The organism is Extensimonas soli (assembly GCF_029211265.1).
Lineage (GTDB): Bacteria > Pseudomonadota > Gammaproteobacteria > Burkholderiales > Burkholderiaceae_C > Extensimonas > Extensimonas soli.
On sequence record NZ_JARGEL010000024.1, the window covers coordinates 16,679 to 34,590 of the forward strand.

18 protein-coding genes are annotated in these 17,912 nt (G+C 66.9%); 12 read left to right on the top strand and 6 right to left on the bottom strand.

Annotated features, from left to right (window positions below):
* Window positions 1–19: 19 nt before the first annotated feature.
* Together rnhA and PYV55_RS10915 are read right to left on the bottom strand one after the other, a co-directional pair.
* A complete protein-coding gene (gene rnhA, locus PYV55_RS10910; protein WP_275851017.1) occupies window positions 20–475 on the bottom strand; it encodes a ribonuclease HI in 456 nt (151 codons plus the stop codon).
* On the bottom strand, window positions 472–1,320 hold the full coding sequence (locus PYV55_RS10915) for a class I SAM-dependent methyltransferase (protein ID WP_275851020.1): 849 nt from the start codon (window positions 1,318–1,320) through the stop codon (window positions 472–474). Before PYV55_RS10915 ends, rnhA begins: the two co-directional genes overlap by 4 nt.
* Window positions 1,321–1,395: 75 nt before the next feature.
* On the opposite strand from PYV55_RS10915, the gene gloB reads away from it, so the two are divergent.
* The 3 genes from gloB to PYV55_RS10930 are packed head-to-tail and all read left to right on the top strand — an operon-like array spanning window position 1,396 to window position 4,614.
* Entirely contained in the window at window positions 1,396–2,175 is a 780-nt protein-coding gene (gene gloB, locus PYV55_RS10920; RefSeq protein ID WP_275851022.1) for a hydroxyacylglutathione hydrolase, read from the top strand.
* The gene (locus PYV55_RS10925; RefSeq protein ID WP_275851024.1) at window positions 2,172–3,728 is read left to right on the top strand and encodes a transglycosylase SLT domain-containing protein; all 1,557 of its coding nucleotides are present in this window, start codon (window positions 2,172–2,174) and stop codon (window positions 3,726–3,728) included. Before gloB ends, PYV55_RS10925 begins: the two co-directional genes overlap by 4 nt.
* Window positions 3,729–3,741: 13 nt before the next feature.
* Window positions 3,742–4,614 (top strand): LOG family protein, encoded by an 873-nt coding sequence (locus PYV55_RS10930; RefSeq protein ID WP_275851027.1) that lies wholly within the window; start codon window positions 3,742–3,744, stop codon window positions 4,612–4,614.
* A 37-nt stretch (window positions 4,615–4,651) separates the two neighbouring features.
* Here the strand turns inward: PYV55_RS10930 and PYV55_RS10935 are convergent, their stop codons facing one another.
* From PYV55_RS10935 to PYV55_RS10945, 3 genes are all read right to left on the bottom strand, one after another.
* Window positions 4,652–5,653, bottom strand: coding sequence for a 2-hydroxyacid dehydrogenase (locus PYV55_RS10935; RefSeq protein WP_275851551.1), 1,002 nt, complete (start codon window positions 5,651–5,653; stop codon window positions 4,652–4,654).
* 5 nt (window positions 5,654–5,658) lie between these two features.
* Window positions 5,659–7,101, bottom strand: a complete 1,443-nt coding sequence (locus PYV55_RS10940; RefSeq protein WP_275851029.1) for a sodium:proton antiporter — start codon at window positions 7,099–7,101, stop codon at window positions 5,659–5,661.
* 112 nt (window positions 7,102–7,213) lie between these two features.
* Entirely contained in the window at window positions 7,214–7,678 is a 465-nt protein-coding gene (locus PYV55_RS10945) for an acyl-CoA thioesterase (protein WP_275851032.1), read from the bottom strand.
* Here PYV55_RS10945 and PYV55_RS10950 point away from each other — a divergent pair.
* Entirely contained in the window at window positions 7,677–7,877 is a 201-nt protein-coding gene (locus PYV55_RS10950; RefSeq protein ID WP_275851035.1) for a hypothetical protein, read from the top strand. The two genes, PYV55_RS10945 and PYV55_RS10950, sit on opposite strands and share 2 nt — an antisense overlap.
* A 25-nt stretch (window positions 7,878–7,902) precedes the next feature.
* Window positions 7,903–8,451, top strand: coding sequence for a phasin family protein (locus PYV55_RS10955; RefSeq protein ID WP_275851037.1), 549 nt, complete (start codon window positions 7,903–7,905; stop codon window positions 8,449–8,451).
* Between the two features lie 184 nt (window positions 8,452–8,635).
* On the opposite strand, the gene PYV55_RS10960 is transcribed toward PYV55_RS10955, so the two are convergent.
* On the bottom strand, window positions 8,636–9,544 hold the full coding sequence (locus PYV55_RS10960) for a LysR family transcriptional regulator (protein WP_275851553.1): 909 nt from the start codon (window positions 9,542–9,544) through the stop codon (window positions 8,636–8,638).
* A 131-nt stretch (window positions 9,545–9,675) separates the two neighbouring features.
* On the opposite strand from PYV55_RS10960, the gene PYV55_RS10965 reads away from it, so the two are divergent.
* The 7 genes from PYV55_RS10965 to PYV55_RS10995 all read left to right on the top strand — a co-directional run bounded on the left by PYV55_RS10965 (window position 9,676) and on the right by PYV55_RS10995 (window position 17,857).
* A complete protein-coding gene (locus PYV55_RS10965; protein ID WP_275851040.1) occupies window positions 9,676–10,290 on the top strand; it encodes an FMN-dependent NADH-azoreductase in 615 nt (204 codons plus the stop codon).
* Window positions 10,291–10,357: 67 nt separating this feature from the next.
* Window positions 10,358–11,581, top strand: a complete 1,224-nt coding sequence (gene dapC, locus PYV55_RS10970; RefSeq protein WP_275851043.1) for a succinyldiaminopimelate transaminase — start codon at window positions 10,358–10,360, stop codon at window positions 11,579–11,581.
* 18 nt (window positions 11,582–11,599) lie between these two features.
* Window positions 11,600–12,424: a 2,3,4,5-tetrahydropyridine-2,6-dicarboxylate N-succinyltransferase gene (gene dapD, locus PYV55_RS10975; protein WP_275851046.1), complete on the top strand. Its 825-nt coding sequence runs from the start codon at window positions 11,600–11,602 to the stop codon at window positions 12,422–12,424.
* Window positions 12,425–12,478: 54 nt separating this feature from the next.
* Complete coding sequence (locus PYV55_RS10980; RefSeq protein ID WP_275851048.1) at window positions 12,479–13,639, top strand: PilT/PilU family type 4a pilus ATPase; 1,161 nt, start codon at window positions 12,479–12,481, stop codon at window positions 13,637–13,639.
* A gap of 20 nt (window positions 13,640–13,659) precedes the next feature.
* Window positions 13,660–14,856: a succinyl-diaminopimelate desuccinylase gene (gene dapE, locus PYV55_RS10985; RefSeq protein ID WP_275851051.1), complete on the top strand. Its 1,197-nt coding sequence runs from the start codon at window positions 13,660–13,662 to the stop codon at window positions 14,854–14,856.
* Complete coding sequence (gene prmB / locus PYV55_RS10990) at window positions 14,853–15,821, top strand: 50S ribosomal protein L3 N(5)-glutamine methyltransferase (protein WP_275851054.1); 969 nt, start codon at window positions 14,853–14,855, stop codon at window positions 15,819–15,821. Before dapE ends, prmB begins: the two co-directional genes overlap by 4 nt.
* Window positions 15,818–17,857: an ABC-F family ATP-binding cassette domain-containing protein gene (locus tag PYV55_RS10995; RefSeq protein WP_275851058.1), complete on the top strand. Its 2,040-nt coding sequence runs from the start codon at window positions 15,818–15,820 to the stop codon at window positions 17,855–17,857. Before prmB ends, PYV55_RS10995 begins: the two co-directional genes overlap by 4 nt.
* Window positions 17,858–17,912 lie beyond the last annotated feature (55 nt).

Genomic DNA, 17,912 nt, shown 5'->3' on the forward strand with positions numbered 1-17,912 from the left:
CCATAGTCCCAAGACACTTTCAGGCGCTGCGGCGTTCCAGGACCTGCGCCACGCCCTGGTTGGCGAGCGCATCGGCGCGCTCGTTGCCCGGGTGGCCCGAGTGCCCGCGCACCCAGCGCCACTCGATGCGGTGCCCGCGCTCGCGCACGAGCGCGTCGAGCTGTTGCCACAAGTCCACATTTTTCACCGGCTGCCCTGCAGCGGTGCGCCAGCCTTTGGCCTTCCAGCCGGCGAGCCATTCGGTGATGCCCTTGCGCACATACTGGCTGTCCAGGTGCAGCGTCACGGCGCACGGGCGCTTGAGCGCCGCCAGCGCCTCGATCACGGCGCGCAGTTCCATGCGGTTGTTGGTGGTATTGGGCTCTCCGCCGAACAGCTCCTTTTCGTGGCTGCCCGAACGCAGCCACACGCCCCAGCCACCCGGCCCCGGGTTGCCCTTGCAGGCACCATCGGTATAAATCTCTACGTGGTTCAATGCTTTTCCTTGTCCAAACGAGCGGCATGGGGCCCATGCGCTCCCTCGCCGCCACCAGGCCCCGCGTCCGCCCCGCGCAACCGCGCCACCGGCATGGACGCCGCGGCCCGCTGGCGCGCGGCGCGCCACGTGGGTTCGAGCAAGCGCAGGCCATGCACCCGCTTCACGGCCACGACGAAATACACGGCCCCCAAGACGGGCCAGGCGCGCGCGCCAAGTGCATCCATCCAGGCGAAGCGCTCGAGCCACTGGCTGCCGCGCACGGCCGGCCGGTAGCAGCCGAATTGCGCCGATTCGACCTCGAAACTCAGCAGCCGCAGCCAGTCGCGCAGGCGCCGGTAGGCGATGAATTCCGCCACGCCGGGCACGAAGCGCCCGCCCCAGCCCATGCGCTCCCACCAGCACGAGCGCATCTGGCGCAGCCCCCACAGGCTCAGCGTGTGCAGGCCGCTGATGATCACGCGGCCCTCGGGCACGAGCACGCGCTCGACCTCGCGCAGCGCCGCATGCGGGTCCACGCTGCGCTCCAGCGTATGCGGCAGCAGCACGAGGTCCAGGCTTTGCGCCGAGAAAGGCAGGGCCGTGGGATCGGCGAGCAAAGCCGGCGGCGTGCCAGACAGAGGCCGCGCAGCCAATGCAGCCACGCCCTCCTGCCCCAGAGCCAGCCAGCGGTGCGGCATGCGGTTGCAGCGCAACCCGTCGAGCTGCGGCAGCCCCAGCTGCAAGCTGTGGTAGCCAAACACGTCGGCCACGGCAGCATCGAAGCGCTGCTGCTCCCAGGCCAGCAGGTAGCGGCCGGCGGCGCTGTCGAACCAGTCAAGGCCGCTGGAATCTGGTGCATTCATGCGGGTGCCGCCCGAAAAACCCCTTGCCGCACACCGGGCACTCGCACCGCCGCGGTTTTTATAATCCTCAGGACCATGAAGCTGATTCCTCTACCCGCTTTTAGCGACAACTATCTGTGGCTGCTCCACGACGCTGCGGGCCATGCCCTGGTCGTGGACCCGGGCGACGCGACGCCCGTTTTCGATGCGCTGCAGCGCCTGGGCTTGCAATTGCGGGCGATTTTAGTCACGCACCACCACCCCGACCATGTCGGCGGTGTGGCTGCCTTGCGCGACGCCACCGGGGCGCAGGTCTATGGCCCCGCGCGCGAAACCGTCCCCGAGCCGCTCGTGCGCCTACAGCAAGGCGGCACCGTCGAGGTGCTGGGCCTGCGCTTGGCGGTGCTCGACGTACCCGGCCACACGGCGGGGCATATTGCATTTTTCGCCCCCGAAGTCGAGGGCGGGCCGCTGCTGTTTTGCGGCGACACCTTGTTTTCCGGCGGCTGCGGGCGGCTGTTCGAGGGCACGCCTGCGCAAATGCTCGCCTCGCTCGACCAGTTTGCAGCGCTGCCCGGCGCCACGCGCGTGTGCTGCGCCCATGAATACACGCTCTCGAACCTGAAATTCGCCCGCGCCGTGGAGCCCGACAACCAGGCCCTGCGCGACTACCAGCAGCACTGTGAAGGCCTGCGCGCCCAGGGCCTGCCCACCTTGCCCTCGACCGTCGCGCTCGAGCGCGCCATCAACCCATTCTTGCGCACCCGCGAAGCCGCCGTGGCGGCCGCCGCGCAACGCCACGACCCCGCCGTGAACCCTGCCGACCCCGTAGCCGTGCTGGCCGCATTGCGCGCATGGAAAAACGGCTTTCAATGAGCTGGTTGCGCTGGGCCTTGCTCGCCAGCCTGCTGTGGCTGGCAGGGTGTGCGACGACGAATACCCCGGGCGATCCTGCAGCCGGCAGGGATGGCACGGCCGCAACCCCGACTGCAGCGTCCAGCAGCGCCGCGCAATTCCCGAGCGGCTCGCTGCGCCCCATCACCTCCGCCGAGGCCGCACGTGGCGGCGTGGCCTCACTCACGGCGCCCGTCGACCTGTGGGATCGCATCCGCCGCGGCTTTGCCATGCCCGATCTGCAGGACGACCTGGTGCAGGACCGCATCCAGTGGTACAGCGCCCGCCCCGACTACCTGCAGCGCATGACGCTGCGTTCGAGCAAGTACCTGTTTTACATCGTCGAAGAGCTCGAACGCCGCGGCATGCCCACCGAACTCGCGCTGCTGCCCTACGTGGAGAGCGCCTTCAACCCGCAGGCCGTCTCGCGCGCCAAGGCCGCCGGCATGTGGCAGTTCATGCCCGCCACGGGCACGACCTTCGACCTCAAGCAAAACGCTTTCCGAGACGACCGGCGCGACGTGCTTGCCTCCACGCGCGCCGCGCTCGACTACCTGCAAAAGCTCTACGGCATGTTCGGCGACTGGCACCTGGCGCTGGCCGCATACAACTGGGGCGAAGGCAACGTGGCCCGCGCCATCGCGCGCAACCAGAAAGCGGGGCTGGGCATCAAATACACCGACCTGAACCTGCCCGCCGAAACGCGCATGTACGTGCCCAAGCTGCTCGCGGTGAAAAACATCGTGGCCAGCCCCGACAGCTTCCGCGCCGAGCTCGCGCCCATCGAAAACCACCCTTATTTCCAGACCGTGGAGATCAAGCACGACATCGACGTGGCGCTCGTCGCCAAGCTCGCCGGCATCCGCGAGGAGGACTTCCGCGCGCTCAATCCGTCATTCCACCGCCCCACGATCTTCGCCGCCGGCACGCCGCGCATCCTGCTGCCCTGGGACAACGCGCGCGTGTTCGAGCGCAACCTCGAAGCCTACGACCAGGGCGAATACGCAAGCTGGACAGTCTGGACCGCGCCTGCGACCATGAGCGTGGCCGAGGCGGCCCAGCGCATGGGCATGAGCGAAAGCGACCTGCGCAGCGTCAACAACATCCCGCCGCGCATGCTCATCCGCGCGGGCGCGGCACTGCTCGTGCCACGCAGCGCCACGCGGCGCGAGGACGTGCCCGGACAGATCGCCGACAACGGCCAGCTGCTGCTGGCCCCCGAGGTCGTTACACGCCGCACCGTCGTGGGCGCACGCAAGGGCGACACCGTGGCGCGCCTGGCGCAGCGCTACCGCCTGAGCGCCGCCCAGGTGGCGCAGTGGAACGACACCAAGGTGAACGCCGCCTTCAGAGCCGGCCAGCAAGTGGTGCTGTTCGTGCCCGTGCGCATGACGGGCGCCCGTGCGCAAAGCGCGGCTCGCCACAGTGCAACGCGCAGTTCCGGCCCCGTGCGCAAACAGGCTGCCACCACCAAACGCAGCAGCAGGCCCGCCGCTGCCGCCCAGCCGCACAAAGTCAAAACCACAAGACGCTGATTTCCCCCTTCCGATGGACGCCACCACCCAACTCAATGAACGGCGCCTGGCCGATGCCTGGGCCGAATTGCATACCCAGGCACGCAACGGCAACCCGCTGCACGCAGACGCCAACCGTCTGGCTTTTGCCGACCCCGAATTCCTCTTTCGCCGAGAGACCCGCGGCATCCGCTTCCAGCTCGAGCTGCTCAAGCCCGACCTCGGCCAAAGCGAGCAGGGCATAGAAAACACCATCGTCGTTTTCGGCAGCGCGCGCCTTCCCAGCCCTGAAGATGCGGCGCAGCAATTGGCCGAGGCGCAATCCGGCGGTGAGGCGACGCACATCGCGCGCGCCCAGCGGGCCATGCACAACGCGCGTTACTACGACGCAGCGCGCCGCTTCGCCGCGCTCGTGGCGCAATACAGCGAGCGCCAGCGCCCGTCTGAGCGCATCTACATCTGCACCGGCGGCGGCCCCGGCATCATGGAAGCCGCGAACCGAGGCGCGCACGAGACCGGCGCGCTCAATGTAGGGCTCAACATTGCGCTGCCGCACGAGCAGCACCCAAACCCATTCATCACGCCCTCGCTGAGCTTCAAGTTTCACTACTTCGCGCTGCGCAAAATGCACTTCATGATGCGCGCCAAGGCCCTGCTCGCCTTCCCCGGCGGCTTTGGCACGCTCGACGAACTCTTCGAAGTGCTGACCCTGGTGCAAACCAAAAAGGCCAAGCCCCTGCCCATCATCCTGTTCGGCAGCGACTACTGGAAGCGCCTGATCGACTTCGACGTGCTGGTCGAAGAAGGCATGGTGACAGCCCAAGACCTCGCGCTCTTTCACTACAGCGACGATCCCCAGCAGGCCTGGGAACTCGTGCGCGACTTTTACGAGCTCCCGAAAGAGTAGCTGCTTACGCAGTTTCCATCTGCGCTTGCGACATTTTTCATACTGAAAAAATGGTACCGTTGCGCGGGCGCGGCTGGTTCACCGGCGTGAGCGGCCCGCGCCCGGCAAAGAACGCAATCAGATTGTCCGCCGCGAGCTGCGCCATCGCCAGGCGCGTGGGCAGCGTGGCGCTGGCGATGTGCGGCGTCAGCACCACGTTGGGCACCTCGAGCAAGCCGGGGTGCACCTGCGGCTCGCCCTCGAACACGTCCAGCCCTGCGGCAGCGATGCGCCGCGTGCGCAGCGCCTCGGCGAGCGCCGCGTCATCGACGATGCCGCCGCGCGCGATGTTCACGAGCGTCGCCGTGGGCTTCATCAGCGCGAGTTCGGGCGCGCCTATGGTGTGGTGCGACTCGGGCGAGTAGGGCAGCACCAGCACCACGTGGTCGGCCGTGCGCAAAAGCTCCTCCTTGCCCACGTAATTCGCCTTGCATGCGGCCTCGACCTCGGGCGCGAGATGCGAGCGGTTGTGGTAAATCACGCGCATGCCAAAGCCGTGCGCGCCGCGCCGGGCAATGGCCTGGCCTATGCGCCCCATGCCGATGATGCCCAGCGTGCTGCCGTGCACCTCGGCGCCCGCGAGCAGGTCGTAAGACCAGCGCCGCCACTGTCCCGCGCGCAGGTAGCGCTCGCCCTCGGTCACGCGCCGCGCTGTCGCCAGCAACAGTGCAAAGCCGAAATCGGCCGTGGTCTCGGTGAGCACGCCGGGCGCGTTCGTGCCCTGCACGCCCGCCGCATCCATGGCCGAGAGGTCGAAGTTGTTGTAGCCCACGGCCATGTTTGCGACGATGCGCAGGCGCGGGCAGGCCGCGAGCAGCGCGGCGTCGATGCGCTCGCTGCCCGTGGTGAGGACGCCGTCCTTGTCGCGCAGGTGCGCCGCGAATTCGGCGGGCGACCAGATGTCGTCATGGACGTTCGCCTCGACCTCGAAGTGCTGCGCAAGGCGCTCGAGCACTGCGGGAAAGAGTGCGCGCGCCACGAGGATGCGCGGTTTTGGCATTGCAGTCATAGGAACCAGATCCAGGTCATCAGCAAAAACAAAGGCAGCAAGACGCCGCCCGACCAGAGCATGTAGCCGAAAAACCCCGGCATGCGCACGCCACGGTCTTCGGCGATGGCCTTGACCATCAGGTTCGGTGCGTTGCCTATGTACGAATTGGCACCCATGAACACCGCACCGGCCGAAATCGCCGCGAGCGTGGGCGCAAGCGGCCCCATGAGCGTGGCCGCGTCGCCGCCTGCGGTGTGGAAAAACACCAGGTAGGTCGGCGCGTTGTCGAGAAACGAGCTCAGCGCCCCGCTGGCCCAGAAATACATGGCCGGATCGGGCGTGCCGTCGGCGCGCGTGACGGCGCCTACGATGGCCGCGAACGGCCCCTGCGTGCCCGCCTTGAGCATGGCAATCACCGGCACGATGGTCAGGAAAATGCCCGCAAACAGCTTGGCCACCTCCTGCATGGGCGCCCAGCCGAACTGGTTGTCCGCATGCACCTGCGCGGGCGTGGTGTGCAGCGACAGCAGCGTGACCAGCACCAGCCCCCCGTCACGCACCAGGCCCGGCAGACCGAGCGGTACGCCAGCGAGCTCGAACACCACGGGCGACTTCCAGACGCCCGAAAGCAGCACCAGCCCCACGATGGCCGCAAGCAGCACCAGGTTGACCTTGCCCTCCAGCGCCAAGGCATGCGTGTCGGGCGTGGGGTCCGTGGCTTGCAGCTCCTCGCGGCGGTGGTAGAACCAGCTGTCGAGCGCATAAAAAATCAGCAGCAGCGCGCCGACCAGAAACAGCGCCTTGTCCCAGATGTGGCGCAGCGTCCAGAAAAAATCCACGCCCTGCAGAAAACCCAGAAACAGCGGCGGATCGCCAAGCGGCGTGAGCGCACCGCCCGCGTTCGAGACGATGAAGATGAAGAACACCACCACGTGCGCGACGTGGCGCCGGTTGTCATTGGCGCGGATCAAGGGGCGGATCAGCAGCATGGACGCGCCCGTCGTACCCATGCAGCTCGCGAGCAGCGCGCCCGTGCCAAGCAGCGCCGTGTTCAACGCCGGGCTGCCGTGCAGGTTGCCACGCAGATAAATCCCGCCCGCCACCGTAAACAAGGCCGTGAGCAGGAGCACGAACGGCAGATATTCGGCCAGCAGCGCATGCGCAAAAGCCGCCGTCGCTGCCCTCGGGCCGAACACCGCCGCGCAGGGCAGCAGGAACGCAAGCGCCCAGCCCGCCGCCACCTTGCCATAGTGGTGGTGCCAAAACAGTGGTGCCAGCAAAGGCAGCAATGCGATCGACAGCAGCATCCCCGCAAACGGCAGGCCCCACAGCGGCGAGAGGCTCGCCCCCTGGAGCTCGCCCGCCCATGCGAGGGCCGGCGCGACGCCCAAAACGCCTCCCAGAACGGCGCCATAGACGGCACGGGCCGGCCACCTCCACCCACGGCGTTGGTTCATCTTGTCTCCTCGTTCACGGTCGGCGGCGCTGCCATCGGGGCAGCATCAATTCATATTAAAAAATGCCTTTGCGCTTATGCAGCAAGCGCTGAATGCTACTTTTATATAGCAATCACACGCGCAGCAAGGGCTGCAGCGCCGCACGCAAAGGCCCAGGCAAGGGCACGGGGCGGCGCGTCGTGCGGTCCACATAGACGTGCACAAAATGCCCGGCCGCCGCCGTCTGCAACGCGCCTTGGGCAAACAGGCCGACCTCGTAGCGCACGCTCGATCCACCCAGCCGCGCCACGCGCAACCCGGCCTCGACGGTCTGTGGAAAGGCCAGCGGCGCAAAATAGTTGCATTGCGTCTCGACCACCAGGCCTATGGTCGTACCGCGCTCGATGTCGAGCACTCCCTGCTCGATCAGGTATGCGTTCACGGCGGTATCGAACCAGCTGTAATAGACGACGTTGTTCACGTGCCCGTAAACGTCGTTGTCCATCCAGCGCGTGCCAATGGCGCGAAATACATGGTAGGCACTGCGCGGCTCGGGCGTCGTCCGTGCGGCAGAAGAAGGCGTGGCGGGCTCGGTCATGGGCGAAGATTCTGCCAAAAAGGCCCCCGCGGCCCATTGGATGGGTTTTTTGAAAAACCTCTCTAATTCGGAAAAAATTGCTGCACTGCAACAAAAACTTCTTGCAATCCCGATCCGAGCCCCTAAAATTCGCCCCATGCTGCACTGCAACATGACGCGAGGTCAGACCAGGGCAGATGTCTGTAACCCCTGGTCGTGAAGACCGGATTTTTAGGAGATATGAGATGTCGCTGACCCCTGAGCAAGTCATGGCCACCCACAAAGCCAACGTGGAAACCCTCTTCGGTCTGGCCAACAAGGCCTTCGACGGTGTGGAAAAAATGGTGGAACTCAACCTGTCCACTTCGCGCGCCGCTCTTACGGATGCCAGCACGCAGCTGCAGTCGCTGCTGAGCGCCAAGGACCCGCAGGAACTGTTGACGCTGCAAGCCAGCCTGCTCCAGCCGTTGGCCGAAAAAATCGCCGGCTACAACCGCCAGATGTACGAAATCGCCTCTGCCACGAGCGCGGAATTCACCAAGGCGCTGGAAGCCCAGACTGCCGACGCGCAAAAGGCCTTCACCAACCTGATCGACAGCACCGCCAAGAACGCCCCCGCCGGCTCCGAAACCGCCGTGGCCGTGATGAAGAGCGCCGTCTCTGCCGCCACGAACGCTTTCGAGTCCATGCAAAAAGCCGTCAAGCAAGCCACTGACATGGCCCAAGCCAACATCAGCGCCGTGGCTGAGACAGCCGCCGACGCCGCCAAATCGGCTGCTCCGCGCAAGCGTTGAGCAAAGCCTGGACTACGATAGATACTCAGCCTCTTGAATCCGCGCACACCGCCCCGATTTCAAGCAGGCTCCAACAGTTGTCTCCTTGGATCCTCTCGAAACCCCGTTTCAGGGATCCTTTACAGCCCGGCCCCGTGCCGGGCTTTTTTTGTGTGGCCCGCACGGCTCGACCTTGCGCCACCGCTCATGCCGGCCGACTGCGCCCTGGCAAAGTCTCGCCGAGGAAGTCCAGAAAACAGCGCACCGCGGGCAGCAAGCCGCGGCGTGAGGGAAAGACGGCGTGCACGATGCCCGGCGGCGGCGCCCAGTCTGGCAGCAGGCGCACGAGACGGCCGGCACGCACTTCGTCGGCGCACAGATAGTCGGGCAGCCAGCACATGCCCACACCCGCGAGCGCGGCGAGCTTGAGCGTGAGCAGGTCATCGACCACATAGCGCGGCGCATAGTGCAGGCTGTGTTCGCGCCCGCCCGGGCCTATCAAGCGCAGCGTGCAGCGCCCATCGACGGCCGACATGGCGATGCTGTCGAGCTGCGCGAGCGCTTCGAGCGTCTCGGGCGTGCCCTGGCGCGCGAGCAGCGCCGGGCTCGCGAGGAGGATCTGGCGCGCGTCGTCGAGCCGCTTGACCACCATGCTGCCGCTGTCGTCGAGCGTGGGGCGCACACGCAGCGCCACGTCGAAGCCCTCTTCAATCAGGTTGACCACGCGGTTGCTGACCTGCATTTCCACGCGCACCTCGGGGTAGCGCGCCAGAAAATCGGGCATGAGCTCGCCCAGCATGGTCTGCGCGAGCGTCACCGGGCAGCTCACACGCACGGTGCCGCGCGGCGTGGTCTGCACCTGGGCCACGGTGTCCGCCGCCGCCTGCGCCGCGGCGCGCAAGTCCTGGCAATGGCGCAGGTAGGCCGCGCCCACCTCGGTGAGTGCGAGCCGCCGCGTGCTGCGCTGCAGCAGGCGCAGGCCCAGTTGCGCCTCGAGCGCGGCCACACGGCGGGACAGGCTGGACGTGGGCATGCCGAGCGCCCGCGCGGCCGCGGCAAAGCTGCCGCGCTCCACCACCTCGGCAAAGTAGCGCATGTCGTTGAGGTCTGGCAGTTGTCGCATGGATCGCGTCCATCATTCCAAAAATGGAACGATACCGTGCATTTTTGCCGTCTTGTCGATTTCTAGAGCGAATCCCACAATATCCACAAGCCATTTTTGCTTTTTCACTTCAGGAGAACACCATGCGATTGCTTCACGTAGATTCCGCCGTCACCGGCGCCGCCTCGGTCTCGCGCCAGCTCAGCGCAAAAATCGTCGCGGCCCGGAAGGCCAGTCACCCTGGCACCGAGGTCGAATACCTGGACCTGGTGGCGCAAGCGCCGGGCGACTTCACCATGGACGCGATGTCGCTGCGCATGGGCCAGAGCGAGGGCCTGAGCGAAGCGCAAAAGCGCGAGAACGCCCTGACCGAGCGCCTGCTGCGCCAGTTTCTCGCGGCTGACGTCATCGTGCTCGGCGCACCCATGTACAACTTCGGCATCCCCAGCCAGCTCAAGGCCTGGATAGACCGCCTCGCGCAGCCGGGCTACACCTTCCACTACACAGCCAACGGCCCCGAAGGGCTGGCCAAAGGCAAAACGGTGCTCATCGCCTCGAGCCGTGGCGGCGTGTATTCGACCAGCGACATGGGCCGCGCCATGGACCACCAGGAGAGCTACCTGCAGACCGTGCTGGTTTTTTTTGGCATCACCGACGTCCGCATCGTGCGCGCCGAAGGCGTGGCCATGGGCGACGAGGCCCGCGCACAGGCGCTGGCCGCAGCCGAGCAGGCGATCCTCACGCACACGGCTGCCTGAAGGGCTGGCGAAAGAACAGAGAGAGCGGCGTGAGCAGGCTGCATGCAGCGCGCGATAATCCGCGCCCATGAATCCCCTGCTCTCGCGCCTGCAGCCCTACCCGTTCGAGCGGCTCAAGCAACTCTTTGCGGATGTCACGCCCGCGCCCAACCACCGCCCGATCAGCCTGGGCATAGGCGAGCCGCGCCACGCCACCCCGCAGTTCATCAAAGACGCCTTGTGCGCACACACGGACGGCCTGGCGAGCTACCCCGCCACGGCCGGCGAGCCGCGCCTGCGCGCTGCGTTCACCGACTGGCTCGCGCGCCGCTACGGCCTGCAGCTCGACCCGGCCACGCAGGTGCTGCCCGTGAACGGCTCGCGCGAGGCGCTGTTTGCGTTTGCGCAGACGGTGATAAACGCCTCCAAGAGCAAAGGCGCGCCCGAAGACGCGCCCATCGTGGTCTGCCCGAATCCGTTTTACCAAATCTACGAAGGCGCAGCCCTGCTCGCGGGTGCGACGCCGCATTACGCGCCCAGCCTGCCCGAGCGCAACTTTGCCGTCGATTGGGACAGCGTGCCCGAGAGCGTATGGCGGCGCACGCAACTCGTCTATGTATGCTCGCCTGGCAACCCCACGGGCGCCGTGATGCCGCTCGCGGAATGGGAAAAGCTCTTTGCCCTGAGCGAGCGCCACGGCTTCGTGATCGCCTCGGACGAGTGCTATAGCGAAATTTACTTCCAGGGCGAACCACCGCTGGGCGGCCTGCAGGCCGCGGCGCGCCTGGGGCGCAGCAGCTTCAAAAACCTCATGGCCTTCACGAGCCTGTCCAAGCGCAGCAACGTGCCGGGCCTGCGCAGCGGTTTCGTCGCAGGCGACGCCGAGCTGATCCGCGCCTTTTTGCTCTACCGCACCTACCACGGCGGCGCCATGGGGCCGGCCGTGCAGGCCGCGAGCATCGCCGCCTGGCGCGACGAACAGCACGTGGCAGAAAACCGCGCGCTGTACCGGCAAAAGTTTGCCGAGGTGACGCCGCTGCTCGCGCAGGTGATGGACGTGCGCCTGCCCGACGCGGGCTTTTACCTGTGGGCCGGCGTGCCCGCGGCGCTCGGGCTCAGCGACACGGCCTTCGCGCGTGAACTGCTGGCTCAATACAATGTGACGGTGCTGCCCGGCAGCTACCTGGCGCGCGAAGTGGCCGGCAGCAACCCCGGCGCGCAGCGCGTGCGCATGGCCCTCGTGGCCGAGACCAGCGAATGCCTGGAGGCCGCCCAGCGCATCGTGCAATTCATCCAATCCCATTCCACCTGAGCCTTCCGCCTGATTTTCATGACCCAACAACTGCAAGCCACCATAGACGCCGCGTGGGAAAACCGCGCCAATCTCTCGCCGACGAGTGCCCACAATGAGGTGCAAGAGGCGGTCGAGCACGTGATCGCCGAGCTCGACGCGGGCCGCCTGCGCGTGGCCACGCGCACGGCCGTGGGCCAGTGGACGGTGCACCAGTGGATCAAAAAGGCGGTGCTGCTGTCCTTCCGCCTCAAGGACAACGCCCTCATGCGCGCGGGCGACCTGGCTTTCTACGACAAGGTGCCCACCAAATTCGCCGGCGCTTCGGCCGCCGAACTGCAGGCCCTGGGCGTGCGCGTGGTGCCGCCCGCCGTGGCGCGGCGCGGCAGCTTCATCGCCAAGGGCGCGATCCTGATGCCGTCTTACGTAAACATCGGCGCCTACGTCGATGAGGGCACCATGGTCGATACCTGGGCCACCGTGGGCTCGTGCGCGCAGGTCGGCAAGAACGTGCACCTTTCGGGCGGCGTGGGCCTGGGCGGCGTGCTCGAGCCGCTGCAGGCGAACCCGACCATCATCGAGGACAACTGCTTCATCGGCGCGCGCTCGGAGATCGTCGAGGGCGTGGTCGTCGAAGAAAACTCCGTCATCTCCATGGGCGTCTATATCGGCCAGAGCACGCCGATCTACGACCGCGCCACGGGCGAAGTGAGCTACGGCCGCGTGCCCGCAGGCTCGGTCGTGATCAGCGGCAGCCTGCCCAAGGATGGCGGCAAATACAGCCTCTACGCGGCCATCATCGTCAAGCGCGTCGATGCGCAGACGCGCGCCAAGACCAGCCTCAACGACCTGCTGCGCGCCTGAAGCCGACACTGCAGCCACTGCGATTTGCGCGAACCACCACGAAAGGAGCCTCCCATGGGCATGATGGAGCGAATTTTGCGTCTGATGAGCGAAAAGCAGGCCTCGGACGTGTACCTTTCGGCCGGCGCGCCGGCACTGATCCGCATCCATGGCGAGTGCGTGCCGATCAACAACCAGATGTTGCCGCCCAACGCACCACGCGACCTGCTGGCCGAGATCGTGCCGCCCGAGCGCATGGAAGAGCTCGACGAAACCGGCGAGCTCAACATGGGCGTGCCACTGGTCGGTGTGGGGCGCTTTCGCATCAGCGCGATGCACCAGCGCGGTACCTGCGCGGTTGTGATTCGCTTCATCACGCAGCAAATTCCCGAACTCGCAGCGCTGCACCTGCCCCCGGTGCTGGGCGATCTGGTCTTGCAAAAGCGTGGCCTCGTGCTGGTGGTCGGCGCCACGGGGTCAGGCAAGAGCACCACGCTCGCGGCCATGCTCGACAAGCGCAACAGCGAGCTCTCGGGCCACATCCTCACGGTGGAAGACCCGATCGAATACCAGTTCAAGAATAAAAAATCCATCGTCAACCAGCGCGAGGTAGGCACGGACACGCAGTCGCTGCAAATCGCGCTCAGAAACGCGCTGCGCCAGGCGCCCGACGTGATCCTGATCGGCGAAATCCGCGACCGTGAAACCATGTCCGCCGCCATTGCCTACGCGCAGTCGGGCCACCTGTGCCTGGCCACGCTGCACGGCAACAACAGCTACCACGCGCTCAACCGCATCCTGAGCTTCTACCCCGTCGAAGTGCGCCCGACCATGCTCGGCGACCTCTCCTCGGCACTGCGTGCCATCGTCTCGCAGCGCCTGGTACGTACCGTGCAAGGCACGCGCCTGCCCGCGGCCGAGGTCATGCTCAACACCAAACTCGTGGCCGAACTGGTCGAGCAGGGAAACTTCTCGGGCATACGCGAAGCCATGGAGTCGTCCATGGCCGAGGGTTCGCAAACCTTCGAGGAAGACCTGGCGCGGCTCATCCAGGAAGGGCGCATCGCGCGCGACGAAGGCTTGGCCAACGCCGACTCGCCCACCAACCTCATGTGGCGCCTGCAAAACGATTTCGCGCTCGCGGAAAAATCCGCCAAGGCGCAGAAGGAAGTGCAGGAAACCCCCGACGACACCCCATCGTTCACCGAAATCGTGCTCGACGTGCACCCCGACTGAGCACCCGCTTCTTCTTTTTTATGTCCCGCACCCTGCAACTGGCCGAGCAGCTCATCGCCCGGCCCTCCGTCACGCCCGAAGACGCGGGCTGCCTCGAATTGCTCGCGCAGCGCCTCGCGCCGCTGGACTTCGTCTGCGAACGCATGGACAGCGGCCCGCCCGAGTTCCGCGTCAGCAATTTATGGGCAAAAAGGCCTGTAGCGCTTGATGGCTCTGCGCTAGCAGCTTCCAAAACCATAGTTTTTGCAGGCCATACCGACGTCGTGCCCACAGGCCCGCTCGAGCACTGGAGCAGCAATCCCTTCCTGCCCACGCAGCGCGGCGGCAAGCTCTACGGGCGCGGCGCGAGCGACATGAAAACCTCGATCGCCGCCTTCGTCGTCGCGGTCGAAGAGTTCCTCGCCGCCACGCCCGCGCCGCACCTGGCCATCGCCTTTTTGCTCACGAGCGACGAGGAAGGCCCTTCGGCCGATGGCACCAAGGTCGTGGTCGAGCGCCTGCGCGCACGCGGCGAGCGCCTCGACGGGTGCATCGTCGGCGAGCCCACCTCGGTGCAGCGCAGCGGCGACATGATCAAGAACGGCCGCCGCGGCACGCTCAGCGGCAAGCTCACGGTGCGCGGCATCCAGGGCCACGTGGCCTACCCGCAGCTCGCACGCAACCCCATCCACCAGGCGCTGCCCGCCCTCGCCGAGCTCGCCGCCACCACCTGGGACGAGGGCAACGCCTTTTTCCCGCCCACGAGCTGGCAGATCAGCAACATCCACGCGGGCACCGGCGCGACCAACGTCATCCCGGGCCGCCTGGAGGTCGATTTCAACTTCCGCTTTTCCACCGAGTCCACGGCCGAAGCGCTGCAGCGGCGCGTGCACGCCGTGCTCGACCGCCACGGGCTCGAATACGACCTGCGCTGGACACTCGGCGGCCAGCCCTTCCTCACACCCGTGGGCGAACTCGTGCGCGCCGTGCAGCAGGCCATACGCGCCGAAACCGGTATCGAGACCGAGCTCTCGACCACCGGCGGCACGAGCGACGGGCGCTTCATCGCGCAAATCTGCCCGCAGGTGATCGAACTCGGCCCGCCCAACGCCTCGATTCACAAGATCGACGAGCATGTGTGCCTCGCGGACATCGAGCCGCTCAAGAACATCTACCGCCGCACGCTCGAAGCGCTCGAAGCCCAGGCCGCCGCGCAGGCCCTGGCAGTCCAGGCATGAGCGCCACCGGGCACGACCACCCCACCCCCGCTGCCCTGCCCGCCTTGCAGGGCGAAACCTTGGGCGCCTTGCTCGACGCCGGCACGCGCCTGCTCGAGGCCGCGGGCGTGGCCTTTGGCCACGGCACGACCAACGCACGCGACGAAGCCGCCTGGCTGATCCTCTGGCGCCTGGGCCTGCCGCTGGACACGCCCATCACCGGCGATGGGGCTGAAGATGGCACCGAAAATGGCATGGAAAATCGCCCCATTACGCCCGCCGAGCTTGCGCAAGTAGCTACGCTTTTCGATGCACGCATACGCACGCGCAAGCCCGCCGCCTACCTCACGCACGAGGCCTGGCTCATGGGCGTGCCTTTTTACGTCGACGAGCGCGCGATCGTGCCGCGCAGCTTCATTGCCGAGCTGCTGGTCGATGGCAGCCTCGATGTGTTCCTCAGTGCCGACACGCGCCAGGTGCTCGACTTGTGCACGGGCAACGGCAGCCTCGCCGTGCTCGCGGCGCTGGTCTGGCCCGATGTCGCCGTAACCGCCGCCGACATTTCGCCCGAGGCGCTCGAAGTCGCGCGCATCAACGTCGCCAAGCACGGCCTGCAGGAGCGCATCCGGCTCCAGCGCTCGGACGGGCTCGCCGAACTGCCCGGCCCGTGGGACTTGATCCTGTGCAACCCGCCCTACGTCAACGCCGCGAGCATGGCGCAGCTGCCGCCCGAATACCGTGCCGAGCCCGCGCTCGCGCTCGCGGGCGGCACCGACGGCATGGATTTCATCCGCCGCCTGCTCGCCGATGCCCCCGCGCACCTGCGCCGCCACGGCGTACTCGTGCTCGAAATCGGCAACGAACGCGCGCACTTCGAGGCCGCCTTCCCGCAGCTGCAGCCGATCTGGTTGGACACCAGCGCCGGCGCAGACCAGGTGCTGCTGCTCACGCGCGACGCGCTGCTCGCGCCCCCTGTCATCGCATGATCACTCTCAAAGACATCTGCCTGCGCCGCGGCAGCAAGCTCGTGCTCGACCACGCGAGCGCCACCATCCATCCCGGCGAGCGCGTGGGCCTCGTAGGGCGCAACGGCGCGGGCAAGTCCTCGCTGTTTGCGCTGCTCAGCGGCGACTTGCACGAAGACAGCGGCGAATGCTTCTTCCCGCCTGGCTGGCGCCTCGCCCAGGTCGCGCAGGAAATGCCCGAAACCGACGAACCGGCCACCGCATTCGTGCTGCAGGGCGACACGCGCCTGGCCGAGCTGCACCAGACGCTGCAGCAGGCCGAACAGGCCGGCAACGGCATGGCCATCGCGCAGGCGCACAGCGACCTGGCCGACGCCGGCGCGCACGACGCCGTGGCGCGTGCACAGACGCTGATTCTCGGACTCGGCTTTCAGCTGGCCGAGCTCGAACGCCCCGTGCGCAGCTTTTCGGGCGGCTGGCGCATGCGCCTGCAGCTGGCGCGCGCACTGATGTGCCCGAGCGACCTGCTGCTGCTCGACGAGCCCACCAACCACCTGGACCTGGACGCGCTGGTCTGGCTCGAAGCCTGGCTGCAGCGCTACGCCGGCACGCTGATCGTGATCAGCCACGACCGCGAGTTTCTCGACGCCGTGACCACCGTCACGCTGCACCTGGAGCAGGCCCGGCTCACGCGCTACGGCGGCAACTACAGCCGCTTCGAGGAACTGCGCGCGCAGCAGCTCGCGCTGCAGCAGTCCGCGTATGCGCGCCAGCAGGACAAAATCGCGCACCTGCAAAAGTTCATCGATCGCTTCAAGGCCAAGGCCACCAAGGCGCGGCAGGCGCAAAGCCGCGTCAAGGCGCTCGAGCGCATGGAAAAAATCGCCCCGGTGCTCGCCGAGGCCGAGTTCAACTTCGAATTCAAAGAGCCGCCGAACCTGCCCAACCCCATGCTCACGCTCAGCGATGCGGCCTTCGGCTACCGCAGCGCAGACGGGCAGGTGACCACCATCTTGCAGCACGTGAACCGCTCGGTGCTTGCGGGCCAGCGCATAGGCATTCTGGGCGCGAACGGTCAGGGCAAATCGACGCTGGTGAAAACCATCGCACGCCAGATGCCGCCGCTGGCCGGGCGCGTCACCGAGGGCAAAGGCCTGCGCATAGGCTACTTTGCGCAGCAGGAGCTCGACCTGCTGCGCCCCGGCGAGAACCCGCTCGAACACATGGTGCGCCTGGCGCGCGAAATGGGCCCGACGAACCCCGCACCCAGCCGCGAGCAGGACCTGCGCAACTACCTGGGCAGCTTCAACTTCTCGGGCGACATGGTGCAGCAGGCCGTGGGCAGCATGAGCGGCGGCGAAAAAGCCCGCCTGGTGCTGGCCATGATCGTCTGGCAGCGCCCCAACCTGCTGCTGCTCGACGAGCCGACCAACCACCTCGACCTGGTCACGCGCGAGGCGCTGTCGGTCGCGCTCAACGGCTTCGACGGCACGGTGATGCTGGTGAGCCACGACCGCGCGCTGCTGCGCTCCGTGTGCGACGAGTTCTGGCTCGTGGGCCGCGGCGCGGTCGGCCCGTTCGACGGCGACCTCGACGACTACCAGCGCTACCTGCTTGAAGAAAGCCGCCGCCTGCGCGAGCTGGCGCGCACGCAGGCCGCACCAGCCGGCGCGGCAAAATCTACTGAAAACGTAGCTGCTCACGCAGGCACATCAAGCACAAATGGCGGTTTTGTTCCTGAGAATGTGCCGCCCGCCCTCTCGCAGCGCGAAGCGCGCCGGCAAAGCGCCCAGGCACGCCAGCAGCTGGCCGAAAAGACCCGCCCGATCCAGCGCGAGATCGCGCAGATCGATGCGCGCCTGGCCGCACTCGCCTCCGAGAAAAGCGCGCTCGAGGAACGCCTCACGCAGCCGCTCGCGCCCTCCGACATCGCAAGCTGCGGCCGCCGCCTCAAGGAATGCAGCGATGAAGTCGCCGCGCTCGAAGACCGCTGGCTCGAACTCGGCGCGGCGCTGGAGGCGCTGGCCGCCGCGGCCGAAACGGCTGCTACAGGCTGAAGGCCTGCCGGGCGTGGAAGACCACGGCCCAGGCGCGGGCCGAAAAAAATTCCTG